The organism is uncultured Sphingomonas sp., assembly GCF_964244265.1.
GTDB lineage: Bacteria > Pseudomonadota > Alphaproteobacteria > Sphingomonadales > Sphingomonadaceae > Sphingomonas.
The window spans coordinates 56,373-74,215 of sequence record NZ_CAXTHV010000005.1 but is presented as its reverse complement, the minus strand read 5'-3'; the positions used below and the strand labels follow the sequence as shown (position 1 = coordinate 74,215).

The window sequence follows — 17,843 nt, the reverse complement described above, 5'->3', positions numbered from 1 at the left end:
TTCACGTGAAACATCATTTTCCTATGCAGAACCGGCTGAACAGCACATCAAGCATTACTTCAACATCATGATTACCGTTGATGCGGCCAAGCGCCATATACGCCGAACGCAGCATTTCGGCGACGATCAGCTCGTCTGCGTCATCGACGCGGTGCAAAGCCGCAACGGCATAGCCGACATGCTCGCGCTGACGGCGGTTGAGCATTGCGTCGCCGGGACGGGGGATAATGGAAGCAGCGTGCGCCGCCAGCACCTGCCACAATCCTTCGGCAGAGGCAGGATCAGTATCTGCCACGGCAATCATCCGGCCTGCCGGAACATCCTGGCGCCAGGCCAGGTCCGCGCGCGCATGAATCCAGATGGCGCGGTCGACTGGCGGGCTATCGTCTCCCAGCCAGAGAACGATATCGGCATCGTCCATCGCCCGGCCGGTCCGTTCGATCCCGCTCCGTTCGATGATATCGTCCGTGGCATCGCGCAGGCCAGCGGTATCGATCAGAACGAACGGGATGCCATCACGCGCGACAGGCGCTTCGATCCTGTCGCGCGTAGTGCCCGGAATCGGCGATATTATCGCGGCATCGCGTCCGGCGAGCCGGTTGAACAAGGTCGATTTGCCGCTATTGGGCGGGCCAGCGAGCACGACGCGAATACCGTCACGCAGCCGTTCGACAGGCGGCTCGGCCAGGGCAAGCTCCATCGCGACGCGAACATCGCCTGCAGCGATCCTAGCGTGGTCGATCGTCTCGGGCCCCGCTGCGACATCGAGTTCATCGCCAAAGTCGAACGCCGCCTCCAGCGTCGCCGCCGCCGATAGAAGGGCACGTCGCCACCCATCCACCCTGCCTGACAGCGAGCCATCGACCATCGCCAATGCCGCCCTGCGTTGAAGGTCGGTCTCCGCTGCGAGCAGGTCAGCCAGCCCCTCCGCCTCGGCCAGGTCGATCCTGCCATTTTCCAGGGCGCGGCGCGTGAACTCGCCAGGCCCGGCGCGACGCAGGCCCGGCAGCGATCCCAAGGCGGCTTCGATCGCAGAAACGACGGCGCGGCCGCCATGGACGTGAAACTCGACGACATCCTCCCCCGTCGCGGTCACCGGAGCGGGAAACACGAGCAGCATCGCACGGTCGAGCATTTCGCCATCGGCGTCGCGCACGGTACGGACCGCCGCACGCCGCGGTTCGGGCAATGACCGTACAAGCCGTTGCGCCGCCGCGAACGCCGCCGGGCCGCTGACCCGAATGATGGCGATCGCCGCGGGGGGCAGCCCGGTCGAGGTGGCGAAGATGGTGCTCGTCAACGTACCGGCAGATCAGCTGCCCGGGCGGCCGGCATTCTCGAACATCCGCCGCCAGAACGTCATGCCAGCCTCGCCCATCGGGGACCAGCTGTTCATCATCGACTCGAGCACCTCGGGCTTGACCCCTCCCTTGTCGAAGGCGTCGGTCAGCATCGCGACATATTTTTCATGCACCGGGGTGAAATCGGGCAGTCCCATCGCGCGGCGCGCCTCTTCCGGCGTGCAGTCCACCTCGACGTTTATCTTCATGCCAGACTCCCGCTCGCCGCTGCCGCCCTGATGCCCGTATGCGCCCGATCCCCAGCCGATCGCAACGCCTGTCGGTCGATGCCTCAGAGCAATTGGCCCAGCCCGATCTTCGGATCTACGATGCCTTGATGGATCATCGATCCCGCGACGTACAGGATCACCACCAGGCCGAGATAGGCGATCCAATGGTAACGCTCGATCAGCCGCGCGATCAGATTGGCGGCGACCGCCATCAGGGTCACCGACAGCGCCAGGCCGAACAGCAGAACCACCGGATGGTCGCGCGCCGCGCCCGCCACGGCAAGCACGTTGTCGAGGCTCATGGACAGATCCGCCAGCGCGACCTGTATCGCCGCCTTGGCAAAGCTCTTCGTCTTCTTGGCGGTCGGGGCCTCGGCCGATTCGCCCGACCGACGATGCGCCCGCGCCTGGCCGAGTTCGCGGAATAATTTCCACGCCACCCAGAGCAACAGGATGCCACCGGCAAACAGCAGGCCCACGACATGCAGCAGCATCGTCGCGAACCAGGCGAAGATGACGAGGAAGACCAATGCGACCGCCACGCCGATCGTCAGCACGCGCTTGCGGTCCTTGTCCGGCAATCCGGCGGCCAGCGTGCCCAGCACGACGATATTGTCGCCCGCCAGCATCAGGTCGATCATGATGACCTGGCCCAGCGCAGCGAGCCCTGCGGCGGTGAAAACGTCGGAAAAGTCCATTACGCCGCCACGCACCGATGCCTATTGATTCATGCTGTCGAAGAAATTCTCGTTGGTCTTGGAATCCTTCATCTTGTCGAGCAGGAATTCCATCGCGTCGGTGGTGCCCATTTGCATGAGTATGCGCCGCAACACCCACATCTTGCTGAGCTTCGCTTTTTCAACGAGCAACTCGTCCTTGCGCGTGCCGGACTTCGCGACATCGAGCGCCGGGAAGATGCGCTTGTCGGCAACCTTGCGATCCAGCACGATCTCCGAATTGCCCGTGCCCTTGAACTCCTCGAAGATCACTTCGTCCATCCGGCTGCCGGTATCGATCAGCGCGGTGGCGATGATCGAAAGCGAGCCTCCCTCCTCGATATTGCGCGCAGCGCCGAAGAAGCGTTTGGGCCGCTGGAGCGCATTGGCATCGACACCGCCGGTCAGCACCTTGCCCGACGACGGCACGACCGTATTGTAGGCACGGCCCAGACGCGTGATCGAATCGAGCAGGATCACGACATCCTTCTTGTGCTCGACCAGCCGCTTGGCTTTCTCGATCACCATCTCGGCGACCTGAACGTGGCGCTGCGCCGGCTCGTCGAAGGTCGAGCTGACCACCTCGCCCTTCACGCTGCGCTGCATGTCGGTGACTTCCTCGGGCCGCTCGTCGATCAGCAGCACGATCAGGAACACTTCGGGATGGTTGTCGGTGATCGCCTTGGCGATGTTCTGGAGCATCACCGTCTTGCCGACGCGCGGGGGAGCGACGATCAGCGTGCGCTGACCCTTGCCCTGGGGCGAGATGATGTCGATGATTCGTGCCGACTTGTCCTTCATCGTCGGATCCGCCGGATCGAGCGTCAGCTTCTGTTCGGGATAGAGCGGCGTCAGATTGTCGAAGTTGACGCGGTGGCGGACGACATCGGGATCGTCGAAATTGACCGAGGTCAGCCGGACCAGCGCGAAATAGCGCTCGCCATCCTTCGGCCCGCGTATCTCGCCCTCGACGGTGTCACCGGTACGCAGCCCGAACTTGCGGACCTGATTGGGGGAAATATAGATGTCGTCGGGGCCCGCGAGGTAATTGGCCTCCGGACTGCGCAGGAAACCGAAGCCGTCGGGCAGCACCTCGATCGTGCCGAGCCCCATGATCTGCTCGCCATCCTCCGCCTGTTCCTTGAGGATGGCGAACATCAGATCCTGCTTGCGCATCGTCGACGCGCCTTCAACGCCCAGCTCCTCGGCCATCGCGACCAGTTCGGCAGGCGGTTTCTTCTTCAAGTCCTTGAGATGCATCTGTGGCGTCCGGAGAGATCGGGGGGATGTTCGAGCGTCGGTCTGCGGATGATCGCGACGATGCCGGAGGGGAGGGAAGGAAGCGCCGCCGAGGATCGGAACGCCATGCCTCTGCCAACGACTTATGGATGCCGCTCGTTCAAGTCAAGACGCGTCAGAACGGGCGGACGATCACCAGGATGACGATCAGCGCCACGAACAACGCCGGCAATTCGTTGAGCAGCCGCAAACGGCGATCGCTCAACCACGCGTCCCCGAGTTCCAATCGCCGCGCATAGGCCAGCATCCAGGCATGATATCCGGTCAAGAGCAGCACCAGCGCGATCTTGGCATGGAGCCAGCCCAGCCCGGGTTGACCATCGAGCAGTCCGAGATGGATCGCCAGCGCCACGCCGAGCAGCCAGACGATGATCATCGAGGGCGTCAGGATCACGCGGCGCAGCTTCTTCTCGCGTTCGGTCCACTTTGCCGCCTCGATCGTCCCCAATGCTTCCTGGTGATGCACCAGATAACGCGGCAGGATGAAGAGCCCCGCCATCCAGAAGATCACGAAGATGAGGTGCGCCGCCTTCACCCACAGATAGGCGCTGCCCAGAAACCCGATCATGCGGCGCGAACCCGTGCCAGCAGGCGGTCGACATTGGCGATGGGCGTGTCCGGGAGGATGCCATGGCCGAGATTGACGATATGCGGCCGATCGGCGAAGGCCGCGATCACACAGTCTACCGCCCGGTCGAGCGCGTCACCGCCGGTGACCAGGGCCAACGGATCGACATTGCCCTGGACCGGCAGTCCGGCGGGCAGTTCACGTGCCGCCCACACCGGATCGACCGTCTCGTCCAGCCCGATCGCATCGACCCCGGTGCCCTCGACATACCGCAGCAGCTTGCCGCCGGTCCCCTTGGGGAAACCGATTATCGGCACGCCGGGACAGCGCCGACGCAATTCGCCGACGATCCATGCATTGGGTTGGACGACACAGGTCTCGAACTGTTCGGGTGACAGGCTGCCCGCCCAGCTGTCGAACAACTGCACCGCCTCCACCCCCGCCGCAACCTGACGGGCAAGATATTCCACGGTCTGCGCGGCGATCGCCTGCAGGACGTCGGCGAACGCCGCCGGATCATGATAGGCCAGCCGGCGGGCGGTCGCCTGGTCCCTGCTGCCTTCGCCGGCGACCATATAGGTGGCGACGGTCCACGGGCTGCCGGCAAAGCCCAGGAAAGTGGTCTCCCCGTCCAGCATTGCGGCAGCCCGCCGGACCGTCTCATAAACCGCGTCAAGCCGTTCGGGAACCGGCGTCAGCGACCGCAGATCGTGGTCGGCGAGTGCCGGGCTAAGCCGCGGCCCTTCGCCCGCCCCGAAGGTCAGCGTCTGGCCCATCGCCCAGGGCACCATCAGGATGTCGGAAAAAAGGATCGCGGCATCGAACCCGAACCGCCGGACCGGCTGCAACGTCACCTCAGCCGCCGCTTCGGGATCGGTCGCCAGCGCCAGGAATCCGCCCTTGTCCGCGCGCAACGCACGATATTCGGGAAGATAACGTCCCGCCTGGCGCATCAACCAGACCGGAGGCACGGATTGTCGCTGACCACTCAATGTTGCGAGCAGCGGCTTGGTGGTCGCGGTAATACCCGTCGCAATAGGCATATGATTAAGAATCTAGAAAGGTTGTTGTGATGATTGGCCGGTGCATAGCGTGGCTTATGCAATTGCCCCGCAAATGCCAACACCACCGGGACGACTGGGCCACCCGGCGCCAAGGGCGCGCAGCTGGCGGTTAACGCAATCCACAGCCTGTACATGGAAACCCGAGGACGGGATCGCGCTGTGGACGACCGCCTGCATTGTCCACGTTCGTCCATCGCTTGGCGACGCTGGCCGGTTGCGCTAGCGCTTGCGCCCATGTTTCCCACAGGCTTTTGACCAGCAAGATGCGGTTGCACCTTCACCTGTTGTCGGATTCGACGGGCGAGACGCTGGAGAACATCGCCAAGGCAGCGCTCGCCCAATATGACGGGGTCGAGACGATCCGCCACTTCTGGCCGATGGTCCGGAGCGAACCGCATCTGGAGCGGATCCTTCAGGAAATCGCGCACAATCCCGGGCTGGTGCTGTTCACCCTTGTCTCGGGGGAGATGCGGCGGTCGCTGGAAAATCGTTGCGGCGCGCTGGGACTGCCGGCCATCGCGCCGCTCGACCCGGTCAACGATGCGCTGTCCACCTTGCTGGGACAGGCGGCCAAGGCCCGCCCCGGACGCCAGCACGTGCTGGATGCAGCCTATTTCGCGCGCGTCGAGGCGATCCAATATACGATCGCGCATGACGACGGCGTGGGCTTTGAGGAATGGGAAGAGGCCGACATCATCCTCGCGGGCGTCTCGCGGACCTCGAAGACGCCTACCTCGATCTATCTCGCCAATCGCGGGTACAAGACCGCCAATATCCCCATCGTGGTAGTATCCCCCCCGCCGGCCGCGCTATTCGCGCTGTCCAATCCCAAGGTGATCGGCCTGACCACCAGCGCCGACCGGCTGATCCAGGTACGGCGCAACCGGCTCCTGTCGCTCAACCAGGCGATCGAGACGTCCTATGTCGAACATGAGGCGGTGGTCCGGGAAGTGGCCTATGCGCGGCGGATGTTCGCCGACAATGGCTGGCCGGTGATCGACGTCACCCGCCGCTCTATCGAGGAGACCGCGGCGGCAATCATCGCTCTGGTCGACGAAATCCCGCCGGACGAATAGACGATGCGGCTGATCCTGGCCTCGGAGAGCGGATCGCGCCGCGCCATGCTCGACGCGGCCGGCATCGCCTTCGAGACGATGCCGGCGCGGATCGACGAGGACGGCATCAAGACGGCGATGGCCGGCCGCCCGCCGCGTGATATCGCCGACATCCTCGCCGAGATGAAGGCCATTAAGGTTTCGGCCGCGAACCCCGTTGCGCTGGTGCTGGGCAGCGACACGATCGTTGCGCTGGACAACGGGACATTGCTGGACAAGCCCACCAGCCGAGAACAGGCCGCCGAGCACCTGCGCCGCATGTCGGGCACGGTGCATCGCCTGTGGAGCGCCGCGGTGATCGCCGAATTGGGCCGGCCGGTCTGGCGGCATGTCGAATCAGCGCGCATGACCGTCCGTCCGCTATCCGATAGGTTCATCGACGATTATCTTGACCATGAATGGCCGGCGATCGCCGGGTGCGTCGGCTGCTACCGGATCGAGGGCCCGGGCATCCAGCTGTTCGCCGGGATCGAGGGCAGCCACTTCACCATTCTCGGCATGCCGCTATTGCCGGTCATCGACTATCTGCGGGTGAGGGGATCGGCGACGTCATGACCCATGCCGATGTCATTGGCGATCCCATCGCTCATTCGAAATCGCCCCTTATCCACCGCTTCTGGCTCGAGGCGTTGGCGATCGACGCCCAGTATAACGCGCAACGAATCAGCCTCGACCAACTCTCCGCTTATATTACCGATCGCATTGCCGATCCGGCCTGGCGCGGCTGCAACGTGACCATCCCGCACAAGGTCGCCATACTCGATCTGATCCCCGATCCGGGCGATGTCCGGGGATCAATCGGCGCGGCAAATACGGTGTTTCGCGGCGCGGACGGCGCATTGATCGCGACCAATACCGATGCCGCGGGTTTTGTCGCGCCCATCGTCGATCTCGATCTGGCCGGAAAGCCGGTGGTCGTGATCGGCGCCGGGGGCGCGGCGCGCGCGATCCTGTTCGCCCTGGCGCGCGGACGGGTAGGGCCAGTGACGATCCTCAATCGTCATCCGTTGCGCGGCGCGGCGCTGCTCGCGGCATTCGGATTGACGGGCGACGTCATGGCGCTGGGAAGCGTGTTGCCGCCGGCCGCCCTGATCGTCAACGCGAGCCCGCTCGGCATGGTCGGCCAGCCGCCGCTCGACATCGACCTAGCGGGCCAGCCCGATGACGCGGTCGTCTACGATATCGTCTACGCGCCGCTCGAAACACCCTTCCTCGCCCAAGCGCGCGCACGGGGCCTGGCGACGGTCGACGGGCTCGAGATGCTGATCGGTCAGGCAGCGCTGGCATTCGAATTGTTCTTCGGGGCCACTCCGCCCAGGGACCGCGACGATGCCTTGCGCGCGGTGTTGGCCGCGTGATCAAGCTGGGTCTCACCGGGTCGATCGGCATGGGCAAGTCGACCGTGGCGGCGATGTTCGCCGATACCGGCGTGCCGGTGTTCGATGCCGACGCTGCCGTCCGCGCGCTGCAACGCCCGGGCGGAGCGCTGGTCCCGGCGATCGAGGCAGCCTTTCCCGGCTCCACCGGCACCGATGGCGTGGATCGGGCGAGGCTGGGCGAGCATGTGTTCGGCGATCCCGTGGCGCTCAGTCGGCTGGAAGCGATCGTCCATCCGGCGGTCGCGCAGGAGCGGACCGCTTTCCTGGCACGCCACGCCGATGCTCCCATTGTCCTGTTCGACATCCCGCTTTTGTTCGAGACCGGGGGCGACCGGTCGATCGATTACTCGATCGTCGTTTCCGCCCGTGCCGCAATGCAGGCCGAGCGGGTGCTGGCGCGCGCCGGCATGACGCCGACCAAGTTTGCCGACATCCTGGCACGCCAGATGCCGGACGCGGACAAGCGTGCGCGCGCGGACTTCCTGATCGCGACGGACACGTCGCTGGCCGAAACGCGGCACCGGGTGGACGCGGTGATCGCTTGCGTCCGCGGCGGACAGGCACGATAACGCCGGTGATGCGCGAGATCGTCTTCGATACCGAAACCACCGGATTGAGCTTTAGCGGCGGTGACCGCCTGGTCGAGATCGGGTGCCTGGAGATGATCAACCGGGTCGAGACCGGCCGCACCTTCCACGCTTATTTTCATCCCGAGCGGCCGATGCCGGCAGAGGCGTTCCGGATCCACGGCCTGTCCGACGCCTTTCTGGGCGACAAGCCGCGCTTTCACGAACATTGTGACGCCCTGATCGAGTTTCTGGGCGACGCGATGCTGATCGCGCACAATGCCGCATTCGACTTCGGTTTCCTCAACGGCGAGCTCGGCCGCCTCGGCCGCCCGGCGATCTGCGCCACCCGGATGGTCGATACCGTGGCGATGGCGCGGCAGCGGCATCCCGGTGCCAAGCATTCGCTCGATGCGTTGTGCTCCCGCTATGGCATCGATCGCAGTCAGCGCGTGCTCCACGGCGCGCTGCTTGACGCGCAGCTGCTGGCGCAGGTCTATGTCGAGCTGACCGGGGGCCGCCAGATCGGGTTGCGGCTGGTCACTGAGGAAGCGGCCACGGGTAAAATCGGCGGAGGCGATCCTCTGCCGGCGACGCCGCGTCCGATGCGGCACTTCGCCGCTACCGCGATCGAACTTGCCGCGCACGCCGCCTTCGTTGCCCGGCTCAACAGTCCGTTATGGGGGACCAAAGCGTCCGGTTGACGCTCGTCGCTGTCGATGCGTAACCAGCGCACGGCTGCCGGTCATGGAGAACAAGCATGGATATTCGGGTCTCCGGGCATCAGGTAGATACCGGCGACGCCTTGCAGGGCCAGGTCCGCGACCGCCTGCAAGCGATTGCCGACAAGTATTTCTCGCGCGCCATCTCGGCCCAGGTCACGTTCGGCAAGGGTCCTCACGACGCCGGCTTCACCTGCGATGTCGTGGCTCATGTGATGCATGGTCTGGTGCTGAAGGCGCGCAATGACGGCTATGACGCGACCGGGGCATTCGTCGGCGCGGCCGACAAGATCGAAAGGCAGCTGCGTCGCTACATGCGCCGGCTGAAGAATCACAAGGCCAATGGCGACGCGATCGACGGCGTCGTGGACAATGGCCCCGCCGCCCAGGACAATGCCGGATATACATTGTTCGCCGATGCCGGCGATGCCGAAGAGGCTGACGATTTTCCCGCGGTGATCGCCGAAACCCGGGTCGACGTGCCGGACGCAACGGTATCCGACGCGGTGATGATGCTCGACCTGCGCAACACCCAGGCGCTGATGTTCCGCAATTCGGGCACCGGCGCCTATAACATGGTATATCGCCGGGGTGACGGAACGATCGGGTGGGTCGAACCGCATCGCGCGGGATGAGCAACCTTGCCGACCTGATTACCGCCAACGCCGTCTTCGAAAGCGTGGCCGTGCCCACCAAGAAGGCGCTGCTCCAGCAACTCGGCCTTATGGCGGCGGACATGTACGGCCTGGACGGGCGCGACGTGACGATGCGGCTGACCGCGCGTGAGAAGCTGGGATCGACCGGCTTTGGTGGTGGGGCGGCTATTCCTCACGCCAGGCTGCCGGGGCTGGATGCCGTGCGTGGCGTGGTCGTGCGGCTGGCGGCGACCATCGATTTCGGTGCGATCGACGGGTTGCCGGTCGATTTGGTCTTCATGCTGATCTCCCCCGTCGATGCCGGCACCGATCACCTGAAGGCGCTGGCCCGCGTGTCGCGATGCCTGCGCGATGCCGGGCTGGTGGCCAAGCTGCGCGGCGCCGGATCGCGCGATGCTCTCTATGCGCTGTTGGTCCAGGACGATGCGCGCGATGCCGCATGACGACCCCCCGGCCGGCGCGCAGGCGCATTTCCGAGCGCTGGAATCGCTCTATGCGGCCGCGCCTATCAACCGCTTCTTCGACTCCAGGCTGGAAATCCTTGCCGCCGGCGTGGCCCGGATCAGCTTCACGATCGACACGCGGCATTATCATGCCGCCGCCGCCGCGCATGGCACGAGCTATTTCAAGATGCTCGATGATGCCGCTTTCTATGCCGCCAACAGCCTGGTCACCGACCGCTTCCTGCTGACGACGCAATTCAACCTGATCTTCACCCGGCCGCTTACCTCCGGGCCGGTGGTGGCCGAGGGGCGCTGGATCAGCGGCGCCCGGCGGGTGTTCATTGCCGATGCCCGGCTGGTCGATGCCGACGGCAATGAAGCCGCGCGCGGCACCGGCACCTTCATGCGATCCCGCATCGCGCTGGCCGGCCTGCCCGGTTATCGCGGGTGAGCGATCGCCTGGCCAGCGGGCTGCTCGTCAACGCGCTGATCCGCCGCGTTCAGGCCGAAGGAGGCTTTGCGACGGTGCTGGCCAAAGGCGACGAGACCGCCGGTGCGTTGCTGGTGATCGCGACGTATCGGGGAGGACGGCAGGGCGCCTTCGAGCCTGGTCGCGACGTCGTGGGCAATCGCATATTGATCCCCGTCGGACCCGATTCGGGAAATATCGGTGAGGTTACGGCCTATTGGACGCGGCGACGGGTCCATGATCCGGATCTCTGGGTCGTTGAACTGGACGTCGCAGGCGCCGAACGGTTGGCCGCTGAAACGCTGGATCTCGGTTGACAGCGTTTGGGCCACCGTAAAGGGGGCCGGTACCAACAAGCGCGTTGTGCCGTAAAGCGGGGTGCGATCCCGAACGGTGACGCAGTCGGGGGGCAGCCCGGCGGTCCAGCTGTTCCAGCGACCGTCCGCGCATCTACCGCATTTCAAGAATGATGAATGCCGTTTATCAATCGCTCCGTCTCCGTGGCGGCGACGTCTTTTGTGGTGTCGGCGGTTTTCGGGATCAGCACCCCCGGCCTGGCGCTTGATCTGACCCGCGCGCCCGTTGGTGACCCGCCTGGCGTTCCAGTCAATAACCGGCCAACACCGCCGATGGTTCCGGTCCTTTCCGCATCGATGCCAGAGGGTCCTGCCGCTCCCGATTTGGCGGCGGACGCGGTACTGGCCACCAGCTATCTGACCCTAGCGGCGGCGGTCTCGGCGCAGGTCGTGTCCGATGAGGATGACGACGAGCTCGAATGCCTCGCCGTCGCGGTCTATTACGAGGCGAAGGGCGAACCGCTTGCCGGCCAGCTCGCGGTCGCCGACGTAATCCTGAGCCGAGCCCGTTCGGGACGATTTCCGACGTCCCTTTGCCAGGTAGTGACGCAGCCCGGGCAATTCTCGTTCGTGCGGGGCGGACGCGTTCCCTCGCCGGCGCCGGGTCCGCAATATCGTACCGCGATGGCGATCGCCAAGATTGCCATTGCGGATGCGTGGGATAATCCGGCGCCCCAGGCATTGTACTTCCATGCCAAGCGCGTGTCGCCGGGTTGGGTGCGTGCGCGCGTCGCCTTGATCGGCAACCACATCTTCTATCGCTGATCCTCGGTACACCTTTTCCACGTTCGTGAAATGTTCTATGACGGGTAGATGCCGGACATATCCTTCCCGCGCTGCCCGCCACTGGGCGACGAGTTGCTGTGCGCGGCCGATGTCGCGCGGGGCGTGGTGCGGATGCTTGCCCGGCACGATCTCGCCGCGATGATCGAGGTGCCGCTGGATGGCGGGCGCCGGGCCGACATCATGGCGATCGACCAGCGGGGGGGGATCGTCATCGTTGAGATAAAGGTGTCGCGCGCGGACCTGTTCGGCGACGCCAAATGGCCCGAATATCTCGACCATTGCGACCGCTTCTTCTGGGCGGTGCCGGCGGGTTTCGACCCTGCGCCGCTCGACCGCGAGGCGTTCCTGCCCGAACGATCGGGGGTGATCGTCGCCGACCGCTACGACGCGGCGATCCTGCGCGAGGCCAGGAGCCACCCGCTGACCGCGCCCGCCCGCAAGCGCTGTACCCTGGCATTCGCGCGCCGCGCGGCGCGACGGGCAAGTGCGCTGGCCGATCCAGAATTGTCGTCGCTGCTGCAACTGCCCTGAGGCCTCGCTGGGAGCGGCCGTGCCGCTTTATAAGGAAACTTTCAGTGCCGGAAATGGCGCTGGCCAGTGAACATCATCGCCAGCCCGGCCGCGTCGGCGGCGGCGATCACCTCGTCGTCGCGGATCGATCCGCCGGGCTGGATAATTGCGGTCGCCCCCGCCTCGACCGCCGCCATCAGGCCGTCGGCGAACGGAAAGAACGCATCGGAGGCGACCGAGGCGCCAATCGTGCGCGGCTGGTCCCAGCCAGCCCGGTCGGCCGCGTCCCTGGCCTTCCACGCCGCGATCCGCGCCGATTCCAGGCGGTTCATCTGACCCGCGCCGATCCCCGCGGTGATACGGTCGCGGACATAGACGATGGCGTTCGACTTGACGTGCTTGGCCACGGTCCACGCGAACAGGCAGTCGGCCAGTTCGCGTTCCGTCGGCGCGCGCGCACTGACCTGGCGCAGGTCGGCGGCCGTGACGTTGCGGGAATCGCGATCCTGCACCAGCCAGCCGCCGGTGATCGCCTTCGCCTCGATACCCGGGCGCATCGGGTCGGGCAGTGCTCCGGTCAGCAGCAGGCGCAGGTTCTTCCTGCCCGCGAACAGCGCCAGCGCCCCCTCGTCGGCGTCGGGCGCCGCCACCACTTCGGTGAAGATGCCGGTGATCGCGCGCGCGGTGGCGGCGTCGAGCGGGCGATTGACCGCAATGATCCCGCCGAATGCCGATACCGGGTCGGCGGCCAGCGCCTGGGCATAGGCATCGGCCAGGCTGCTCGCGGTGGCGACGCCGCACGGATTGGCGTGCTTGACGATGACGCAGGTCGGGTCCGCATCACGGAATTCGGCGATCAGCTGCAATGCGGCGTCGGCGTCGTTTAGATTGTTGTAGCTCAGTTCCTTGCCCTGCACCTGACGCGCCTGACCGATGCCGGCGGCCGTGCCGCCATCGGCGTAGAACGCCGCCGCCTGGTGCGGATTCTCTCCATAGCGCAACGGCGTGCCACGCCGCAGCACCAGCGGCAGCGTGGCCGGAAAGCGCTCGCCCTGGTCGACGCGGGCGAACCAGCTGGCGATCGCTGTATCATAAACGGCCGTGGCCGCGAACGCATCCGCCGCCAGCCGTCGCCGCAGCGACAGCGTCGTCGCCCCGTCATTGGCGGCCAGGGCATCGATCAGCGCCGGATAGTCGGCAGGATTGGTGACGACGGCGACGAACGCATGGTTCTTGGCCGCCGACCGGACCATCGCGGGACCGCCGATGTCGATATGCTCGATCACCTCGTCTCGGTCGGCACCGCCGGCGACGGTCGCCTCGAACGGATAGAGGTTCACCACCACCAGGTCGATCGCGCCGATCGCATGGTCGCGCATCGCAGCGGCGTGCACCGGGTCATCGCGCACCGCGAGCAGGCCGCCATGCACCATCGGGTGCAGCGTCTTGACCCGGCCGTCCATCATTTCGGGAAAGCCGGTCAGGTCGGCGACGTCGCGCACCACCAGATTCGCGTCGCGCAGCGCCTTGGTGGTCCCGCCTGTCGATACCAGCTCGACACCCCGCGCGGCGAGCATCGTGGCGAGCGCGACCAGCCCTGTCTTGTCGGACACCGACAGCAGCGCGCGGCGTAGCGGGACGAGGTCGGTGGCCATGATACTTCCTAAAGGTCGGCGGGGTTGCTCGGGCGCCTAGCGCATTCGCCGCCCATGTGCACCGGTCCGTGCGGCATCAGGCAATGCGTTTCAGCGACCAGCCGATGCTTTCTCCCCCGGCCGGCGCCTCGGCGGCGATCACCAATTGCTGCGTCGGCACGGGTCGGCCGTCCAGATCGACCCACAGGCTCTCCTCGATCGTGAGCGCGCCGCCGCGACAGCGGAACTGCCACAGCCGGCCCGACGCCAGCCGCAGCAACGCCGCCATGCCGTCGGCGGTGGGCGCCGCCCCCACGCCGCTGCCCAGATGAAAGCGGATGACGAAAGGTGTCCGGCCGCCGCGCCGGCGCCGCCCCGCCGGCAGCAGCATGTCGTCGCCGCGCAGCTCGCGCCCGTCGCCCGCCAGCACCAGCTGGCGGCGATGGAGGAAGCCGAAGCGCCGGGCATAACCGTCATGGCTCGCCTCGATCCGCGCTGCCGCGGCGCTTTCCTGCCGTGCCAGCTCGACTTCGGCGACGCCGCGGCCAAGCGTGCCGTCGGCGTGGATCGCGGTAGAGTTGCTGTCGCCGACGATCAGCGTCGAATGCGCCGCGGTGGTGCGCAAGCCGTCGGCCAGCGCCGGCGGCACCTGGACGATCGACGCGCGCGCGCCGCCGCAATTGACGATCAGCCGTTCCGCCCCGTCCGACATCTCGAACGCCAGCGTCGAGGCGCAGCCGCCCTCCGCCAGCCGCGACATGGGCGGCGGCGCTGCGTCGACGACGACCACCACCTGGCCGAACGACAGCCGCTGATACCCCCAGTCGCGCGATTGGCGCAGCGGGCGTGCGCGCACGCCAGTTGCGGCGACGATTGCATCGATCTTCGTGCCGGAGATCGGTCCACCACCCTGCCAGCTCGACAGGCCGTGGTCACCGTGGCAGATGCCCTGCAGCGCCGGCACCATCCTGCCGAGCGCCGCCGCCGCCGCCGCCGGCGGCCCGAGCCGGCGAGCGGCGTAGACGTCGCGCAGCATCGTCAGCAGCTGGATGACCTCGACCTGCGCGAGCGGCGCGCGCGCGATCACCCCGCCATCTTCATATACGCCGCTGTCGATGGCGCGGCCCAGCCCGGCTTCCCCCGCCGCCCGCCGGGAATCGCCGCCCGGGATCAGCAGCCCCGCGGCGATCACGCCGCACCAGGCGGCGATCCGGGCGACCCCGGCCGGCGCCTTTTCCGCGCCCCGCTCGACATGTCGCGCGCCCCTGGCCAAGGCGTTGAGCACGCTGGAGCGATAGATCAGATCGGCCGATGACAGGATCAGCGGGGCATGCGCGGTCCAGTGGAGGATGCGGCGCCCCCACAATTCGGCGCGCCACGCGGGTTCGCTGATCGTCTCGGCATGTGCCGCCAGCCAGTGGCGCATGATGTATTCGGCGACGGGCGCGCCCCGCGCGCGATTGCAGGCCGCCGCCAGATCGCGCAGCCAGGCGAAGGATTGCAGATGATCGCCCATCGGCCTCGACCAGGTCGGCCGCGTGAAGTCGAGCGTCTCCAGGTCGACACTCTCCCCGCGCAGGTCCACGCGGCCTTCGAGCAGGGCCTGCCCGCGCCGCCGGTCGCCGGGCACCGGATCATCGGGCACCGCGATCAGCTTCAGTGGGTGCCGGCCGCGCAGCCGCAGCGCATGGATCGGCGTGCGCCAGGTCAGCCGGCGAAAGCGTTCGGCGACACGGTCGGACAAGGACAGCCCGCGGTCGCCGCCCTGGCGGATCAGCCGCTTGCCCTCATCGATCGTGTCGGTCTCGTCCGCCTCGTTCACCCGCCCCTCAACGCACGGATGTTGTCGGCATAGGCACCCGGTCCGCCGCGAAAGGTAGCCGTCCCGGCGACCAGCGCATCGGCGCCGGCGGCAATCGCGGCGGCGGCGGTGGCGTGGTCGATACCGCCATCGACCTCCAGGTCGACATCAAGGCCTTGCTGGTCGATCATCTTGCGGATCGCCGCGATCTTGCGCAACGCCGCCGGGATGAACGACTGGCCGCCGAACCCGGGATTGACGCTCATCACCAGCACCAGGTCGACTTCCTCGAGCAGATAATCGAGCGCCTTGGCCGGGGTTTGCGGGGTCAGTACCACGCCCGCGCGTTTGCCCAGCGCGCGAATGTGCTGGAGGCTGCGATGGGTGTGCGGCCCGGCTTCGACATGGATGCTGATCGTGTCGGCGCCCGCCTCGGCGAACGCCTCCAGATAGGGATCGGCGGGCGCGATCATCAGGTGGACGTCGAGCGGCTTGGCGGTGTGCGGACGGATCGCCTTCACCACGCCGGGGCCGATCGTGATGTTAGGCACGAAATGGCCGTCCATGACGTCGACGTGGATCCAGTCGGCACCCGCCGCATCGATCGCGCGCACCTCCTCGCCCAGCCGCGCGAAATCCGCGCTGAGGATGGAGGGAGCGATACGCACCGGTGAGTTCATGGCGCGAAACCCTAGTCGGCGCGGGCCAAGCGGGCAATGAAGAAGCCGTCGCACCCGCCCTGCTCCTCCAGCATCCCGGGCAGCAGCCTTAGCCAGCCGCGGTCGGTCTGCGCGATGCCGGCGGGGAGCTCGTCGGCGGTCGCCGGCTCGATCGCAAAGTCGCGATTGGCGGCCAGGAACGCGGTGACCTGGTCCTCTCCTTCCTCGCGCTCCAGTGAGCAAGCGGCATATACCAGCCGCCCGCCACGCCGTACCCATCCGGCGGCATGGGCCAGCAAGTGGCGCTGAAGCTCGGCCGACTCGGCGATCATCGCCGGGTGGACGCGGTGCAGCACGTCAGGATGGCGGCGGTAGATGCCCGTCGCGCTGCACGGGGCATCGACCAGCACGGCATCGACCGGTTCGTCCGGCGACCATCTGGTGGCATCGGCAGTGACGATCTCGGCCGAGAGGTGCGTGCGCCGCAGATTATCGCGAAGTCGTGCCAGACGACTTTCCGCCACGTCCAGCGCGATCACGCGCCATCCGGCGGCGGCGAGCTGCATGGTCTTGCCGCCCGGCGCGGCGCAGGCGTCGATCGCCCGGCCCGGGCCCCGGCCCAGCAGGCGGGCGGGTAGCGACGCGGCTATATCCTGGACCCACCAATCGCCTTGCTCGAACCCCGGCAGCGCCGGTATTGCGGCGCCGCGGGGCAATCGGCAATGCCCCGGCATCAGCGCAACGCCATCGGGCATGTCCCCCGCATCGGTCTTCAGCGTCAGGTCGAGCGGCGGCGGCGTCGCGAGCAGGCGCGCGGCGGCGGCGGCCATCGCCTCGCCCCAGGCGGCTTGCCATCGCGCGGCGACGGGCGGCGGCAGGGCGACCGCCGCGGGCAACCCGGCCCGGCGCCGCATCAGCGTGCCGAACACCCCGTGGACCAGCTTGCGCGGGCCGCCGTCGACCAGTGGCAGGACGGTGGCGATCGCGGCATGCGGGGGCGTGCCGAGCACCAGCGCCTGGACAAGCGCGATGCGCAACGCGAAACGCGCCTTGGCATCGGGGGGCAATAGGCGTTGCGTCGCTGTATCGATCAGCGCGTCGATATCGACCAGATGGCGCAAGGCTTCGCCGACGATCGCCAGCGCCAGCGCACGATCGGAATCTGCACGCACGGCGGCAAGCGCCCTGCCGGATGCCTGATCCACCGTCTCGCCCCGGCGCAGCACCGCGTCGAGCAGGCGCAGCGCCGCGCGGCGCGCGGGCACGCCGGGCGCATCGGGCGCGCGATCCGGCTGGTTCATGCTTGAACGCTGGTCATGGCGCGCTCATGGGAGGAACCGGCCCCAATAGGCAAGGAAAGACCAATGCCCCGTCCCGCCGATGCCAAGCCGCCGGCTTATCTTTCCAAGAATCCGCCGGTGCCCGAACCCCGGCCGCCCGTCGCGCGCGACGAGGATCCGCTGGGTGAGGACCCGACGCGCTTCGGCGACTGGACGCTGAGGGGGATCGCCGTCGATTTCTGAGAGACTG

22 protein-coding genes are annotated in these 17,843 nt (G+C 66.9%); 12 read left to right on the top strand and 10 right to left on the bottom strand.

Annotated features, from left to right (window positions below; all coding sequences use genetic code 11):
• Window positions 1-13: 13 nt before the first annotated feature.
• The 6 genes from mnmE to hemE form a co-directional block, all read right to left on the bottom strand.
• Complete coding sequence (gene mnmE / locus ACFE7K_RS03230; protein WP_375396724.1) at window positions 14-1,300, bottom strand: tRNA uridine-5-carboxymethylaminomethyl(34) synthesis GTPase MnmE; 1,287 nt, start codon at window positions 1,298-1,300, stop codon at window positions 14-16.
• Between the two features lie 12 nt (window positions 1,301-1,312).
• Window positions 1,313-1,549, bottom strand: a complete 237-nt coding sequence (locus ACFE7K_RS03225) for a DUF6489 family protein (protein WP_375396723.1) — start codon at window positions 1,547-1,549, stop codon at window positions 1,313-1,315.
• Window positions 1,550-1,632: 83 nt separating this feature from the next.
• The gene (locus ACFE7K_RS03220; protein ID WP_375396722.1) at window positions 1,633-2,268 is read right to left on the bottom strand and encodes a YjbE family putative metal transport protein; all 636 of its coding nucleotides are present in this window, start codon (window positions 2,266-2,268) and stop codon (window positions 1,633-1,635) included.
• 21 nt (window positions 2,269-2,289) lie between these two features.
• Complete coding sequence (rho, locus tag ACFE7K_RS03215; RefSeq protein ID WP_375396721.1) at window positions 2,290-3,546, bottom strand: transcription termination factor Rho; 1,257 nt, start codon at window positions 3,544-3,546, stop codon at window positions 2,290-2,292.
• 154 nt (window positions 3,547-3,700) lie between these two features.
• Window positions 3,701-4,153 carry a CopD family protein gene (locus tag ACFE7K_RS03210; protein ID WP_375396720.1) on the bottom strand — a complete coding sequence of 151 codons (453 nt, stop codon included), beginning with the start codon at window positions 4,151-4,153 and terminating at the stop codon, window positions 3,701-3,703.
• The gene (gene hemE, locus ACFE7K_RS03205) at window positions 4,150-5,196 is read right to left on the bottom strand and encodes a uroporphyrinogen decarboxylase (RefSeq protein ID WP_375396719.1); all 1,047 of its coding nucleotides are present in this window, start codon (window positions 5,194-5,196) and stop codon (window positions 4,150-4,152) included. The genes ACFE7K_RS03210 and hemE overlap by 4 nt, the downstream gene beginning before the upstream one ends.
• A 284-nt stretch (window positions 5,197-5,480) precedes the next feature.
• On the opposite strand from hemE, the gene ACFE7K_RS03200 reads away from it, so the two are divergent.
• The 11 genes from ACFE7K_RS03200 to ACFE7K_RS03150 all read left to right on the top strand — a co-directional run bounded on the left by ACFE7K_RS03200 (window position 5,481) and on the right by ACFE7K_RS03150 (window position 12,240).
• On the top strand, window positions 5,481-6,293 hold the full coding sequence (locus tag ACFE7K_RS03200) for a pyruvate, water dikinase regulatory protein (protein WP_375396718.1): 813 nt from the start codon (window positions 5,481-5,483) through the stop codon (window positions 6,291-6,293).
• 3 nt (window positions 6,294-6,296) lie between these two features.
• Window positions 6,297-6,887: a Maf family protein gene (locus tag ACFE7K_RS03195; protein ID WP_375396717.1), complete on the top strand. Its 591-nt coding sequence runs from the start codon at window positions 6,297-6,299 to the stop codon at window positions 6,885-6,887.
• Window positions 6,884-7,690: a shikimate dehydrogenase family protein gene (locus ACFE7K_RS03190; RefSeq protein WP_375396716.1), complete on the top strand. Its 807-nt coding sequence runs from the start codon at window positions 6,884-6,886 to the stop codon at window positions 7,688-7,690. Before ACFE7K_RS03195 ends, ACFE7K_RS03190 begins: the two co-directional genes overlap by 4 nt.
• Window positions 7,687-8,280: a dephospho-CoA kinase gene (gene coaE / locus ACFE7K_RS03185; protein WP_375396715.1), complete on the top strand. Its 594-nt coding sequence runs from the start codon at window positions 7,687-7,689 to the stop codon at window positions 8,278-8,280. The genes ACFE7K_RS03190 and coaE overlap by 4 nt, the downstream gene beginning before the upstream one ends.
• An 8-nt stretch (window positions 8,281-8,288) precedes the next feature.
• The gene (dnaQ, locus tag ACFE7K_RS03180; RefSeq protein WP_375396714.1) at window positions 8,289-8,981 is read left to right on the top strand and encodes a DNA polymerase III subunit epsilon; all 693 of its coding nucleotides are present in this window, start codon (window positions 8,289-8,291) and stop codon (window positions 8,979-8,981) included.
• A gap of 56 nt (window positions 8,982-9,037) precedes the next feature.
• A complete protein-coding gene (gene hpf / locus ACFE7K_RS03175) occupies window positions 9,038-9,634 on the top strand; it encodes a ribosome hibernation-promoting factor, HPF/YfiA family (protein WP_375396713.1) in 597 nt (198 codons plus the stop codon).
• Window positions 9,631-10,098, top strand: a complete 468-nt coding sequence (locus ACFE7K_RS03170) for a PTS sugar transporter subunit IIA (protein ID WP_375396712.1) — start codon at window positions 9,631-9,633, stop codon at window positions 10,096-10,098. Before hpf ends, ACFE7K_RS03170 begins: the two co-directional genes overlap by 4 nt.
• Window positions 10,088-10,549 (top strand): PaaI family thioesterase, encoded by a 462-nt coding sequence (locus ACFE7K_RS03165; RefSeq protein WP_375396711.1) that lies wholly within the window; start codon window positions 10,088-10,090, stop codon window positions 10,547-10,549. Before ACFE7K_RS03170 ends, ACFE7K_RS03165 begins: the two co-directional genes overlap by 11 nt.
• Window positions 10,546-10,884 (top strand): DUF1491 family protein, encoded by a 339-nt coding sequence (locus tag ACFE7K_RS03160; RefSeq protein WP_375396710.1) that lies wholly within the window; start codon window positions 10,546-10,548, stop codon window positions 10,882-10,884. Before ACFE7K_RS03165 ends, ACFE7K_RS03160 begins: the two co-directional genes overlap by 4 nt.
• 336 nt (window positions 10,885-11,220) lie before the next feature.
• Window positions 11,221-11,688, top strand: a complete 468-nt coding sequence (locus ACFE7K_RS03155; protein ID WP_375396709.1) for a cell wall hydrolase — start codon at window positions 11,221-11,223, stop codon at window positions 11,686-11,688.
• A gap of 48 nt (window positions 11,689-11,736) precedes the next feature.
• Window positions 11,737-12,240 (top strand): MmcB family DNA repair protein, encoded by a 504-nt coding sequence (locus tag ACFE7K_RS03150; RefSeq protein WP_375396708.1) that lies wholly within the window; start codon window positions 11,737-11,739, stop codon window positions 12,238-12,240.
• 41 nt (window positions 12,241-12,281) lie between these two features.
• Here the strand turns inward: ACFE7K_RS03150 and purH are convergent, their stop codons facing one another.
• The 4 genes from purH to ACFE7K_RS03130 form a co-directional block, all read right to left on the bottom strand.
• Window positions 12,282-13,874: a bifunctional phosphoribosylaminoimidazolecarboxamide formyltransferase/IMP cyclohydrolase gene (gene purH / locus ACFE7K_RS03145; protein ID WP_375396707.1), complete on the bottom strand. Its 1,593-nt coding sequence runs from the start codon at window positions 13,872-13,874 to the stop codon at window positions 12,282-12,284.
• Window positions 13,875-13,950: 76 nt separating this feature from the next.
• Complete coding sequence (locus ACFE7K_RS03140) at window positions 13,951-15,675, bottom strand: heparinase II/III family protein (protein WP_375396706.1); 1,725 nt, start codon at window positions 15,673-15,675, stop codon at window positions 13,951-13,953.
• Window positions 15,672-16,334: a ribulose-phosphate 3-epimerase gene (rpe, locus tag ACFE7K_RS03135; RefSeq protein ID WP_375396705.1), complete on the bottom strand. Its 663-nt coding sequence runs from the start codon at window positions 16,332-16,334 to the stop codon at window positions 15,672-15,674. The genes ACFE7K_RS03140 and rpe overlap by 4 nt, the downstream gene beginning before the upstream one ends.
• Before the next feature lie 11 nt (window positions 16,335-16,345).
• Window positions 16,346-17,614 (bottom strand): RsmB/NOP family class I SAM-dependent RNA methyltransferase, encoded by a 1,269-nt coding sequence (locus ACFE7K_RS03130; RefSeq protein ID WP_375396704.1) that lies wholly within the window; start codon window positions 17,612-17,614, stop codon window positions 16,346-16,348.
• Between the two features lie 63 nt (window positions 17,615-17,677).
• On the opposite strand from ACFE7K_RS03130, the gene ACFE7K_RS03125 reads away from it, so the two are divergent.
• On the top strand, window positions 17,678-17,836 hold the full coding sequence (locus tag ACFE7K_RS03125) for a DUF1674 domain-containing protein (RefSeq protein ID WP_375396703.1): 159 nt from the start codon (window positions 17,678-17,680) through the stop codon (window positions 17,834-17,836).
• The last annotated feature ends 7 nt before the right edge of the window (window positions 17,837-17,843 follow it).

What these genes read in the sequence shown, in the direction of transcription:
- ACFE7K_RS03225 (WP_375396723.1), bottom strand. Translation starts at nt 1,549, where the DNA reads ATGAAGATAAACGTCGAGGTGGACTGCACGCCGGAAGAGGCGCGCCGC.
- ACFE7K_RS03220 (WP_375396722.1), bottom strand. Translation starts at nt 2,268, where the DNA reads ATGGACTTTTCCGACGTTTTCACCGCCGCAGGGCTCGCTGCGCTGGGC.
- rho (WP_375396721.1), bottom strand. Translation starts at nt 3,546, where the DNA reads ATGCATCTCAAGGACTTGAAGAAGAAACCGCCTGCCGAACTGGTCGCG.
- ACFE7K_RS03210 (WP_375396720.1), bottom strand. Translation starts at nt 4,153, where the DNA reads ATGATCGGGTTTCTGGGCAGCGCCTATCTGTGGGTGAAGGCGGCGCAC.
- hemE (WP_375396719.1), bottom strand. Translation starts at nt 5,196, where the DNA reads ATGCCTATTGCGACGGGTATTACCGCGACCACCAAGCCGCTGCTCGCA.
- ACFE7K_RS03200 (WP_375396718.1), top strand. Translation starts at nt 5,481, where the DNA reads ATGCGGTTGCACCTTCACCTGTTGTCGGATTCGACGGGCGAGACGCTG.
- ACFE7K_RS03195 (WP_375396717.1), top strand. Translation starts at nt 6,297, where the DNA reads ATGCGGCTGATCCTGGCCTCGGAGAGCGGATCGCGCCGCGCCATGCTC.
- ACFE7K_RS03190 (WP_375396716.1), top strand. Translation starts at nt 6,884, where the DNA reads ATGACCCATGCCGATGTCATTGGCGATCCCATCGCTCATTCGAAATCG.
- dnaQ (WP_375396714.1), top strand. Translation starts at nt 8,289, where the DNA reads ATGCGCGAGATCGTCTTCGATACCGAAACCACCGGATTGAGCTTTAGC.
- hpf (WP_375396713.1), top strand. Translation starts at nt 9,038, where the DNA reads ATGGATATTCGGGTCTCCGGGCATCAGGTAGATACCGGCGACGCCTTG.
- ACFE7K_RS03170 (WP_375396712.1), top strand. Translation starts at nt 9,631, where the DNA reads ATGAGCAACCTTGCCGACCTGATTACCGCCAACGCCGTCTTCGAAAGC.
- ACFE7K_RS03165 (WP_375396711.1), top strand. Translation starts at nt 10,088, where the DNA reads ATGCCGCATGACGACCCCCCGGCCGGCGCGCAGGCGCATTTCCGAGCG.
- ACFE7K_RS03155 (WP_375396709.1), top strand. Translation starts at nt 11,221, where the DNA reads ATGCCAGAGGGTCCTGCCGCTCCCGATTTGGCGGCGGACGCGGTACTG.
- ACFE7K_RS03150 (WP_375396708.1), top strand. Translation starts at nt 11,737, where the DNA reads ATGCCGGACATATCCTTCCCGCGCTGCCCGCCACTGGGCGACGAGTTG.
- purH (WP_375396707.1), bottom strand. Translation starts at nt 13,874, where the DNA reads ATGGCCACCGACCTCGTCCCGCTACGCCGCGCGCTGCTGTCGGTGTCC.
- rpe (WP_375396705.1), bottom strand. Translation starts at nt 16,334, where the DNA reads ATGAACTCACCGGTGCGTATCGCTCCCTCCATCCTCAGCGCGGATTTC.
- ACFE7K_RS03130 (WP_375396704.1), bottom strand. Translation starts at nt 17,614, where the DNA reads ATGAACCAGCCGGATCGCGCGCCCGATGCGCCCGGCGTGCCCGCGCGC.
- ACFE7K_RS03125 (WP_375396703.1), top strand. Translation starts at nt 17,678, where the DNA reads ATGCCCCGTCCCGCCGATGCCAAGCCGCCGGCTTATCTTTCCAAGAAT.